This window comes from Herbaspirillum sp. UBA812 (assembly GCF_002296545.1).
Lineage (GTDB): Bacteria > Pseudomonadota > Gammaproteobacteria > Burkholderiales > Burkholderiaceae_D > Herbaspirillum > Herbaspirillum huttiense.
Map to the genome: position 1 here is coordinate 1 of NZ_DBIC01000118.1, position 612 is coordinate 612.

The following is a 612-nucleotide window of genomic DNA, read 5'->3' on the forward strand; positions in this document are numbered from 1 at the left end:
TCATTCATCGAAAGAACTTGTGCGCGGCACCATCTTACCTGAGAGCGCTGCTTTCCACGCAGCTGCGCCATGCCGCGATCAAGCAGGACAATGCCGCGCTTGTCAGGCTTTGCTGCACTCTGATTCGGTGATATCTTCCGAGTTCTTCGGCGCGATTTACTTATTTTTTCAAGCGCGCCTTCCCTTCCCGCCAGCCCCGCCCCGGCACACCCGGGCCACCTGCGTCAGCGCGCTGTCAGTTGCGCGTCATTTTGCCCTTTTCGATCACTCCTGCCGGGCCAAAACGCACCAAACGTGCGCGCACCCCTGTCGCAAAGGCCCGCGCCATGCGGCTTTCTCACCCGATAAAAAAACCTTTGATTGCCAGGCGAGCCGGTGCTATCGTGTCGGCGCTTTTGGCGGGATGAGATCGCGCGGCAAGACGTGAGACATCTTCGCAAGGCTACCAATAAAACTAAGAAAATCCATTCAACCACTCGTTCAGAGGCAAACATGTTCATCAGAAAAATCTTCCAGCAGATGCTGGTCCTGCTCTGCCTGGCCGCAGCCGCAGCCGCACAAGCACAAAACCTGCCCAACGTGGTCATCCTGGCCACCGGCGGCACCATCGCC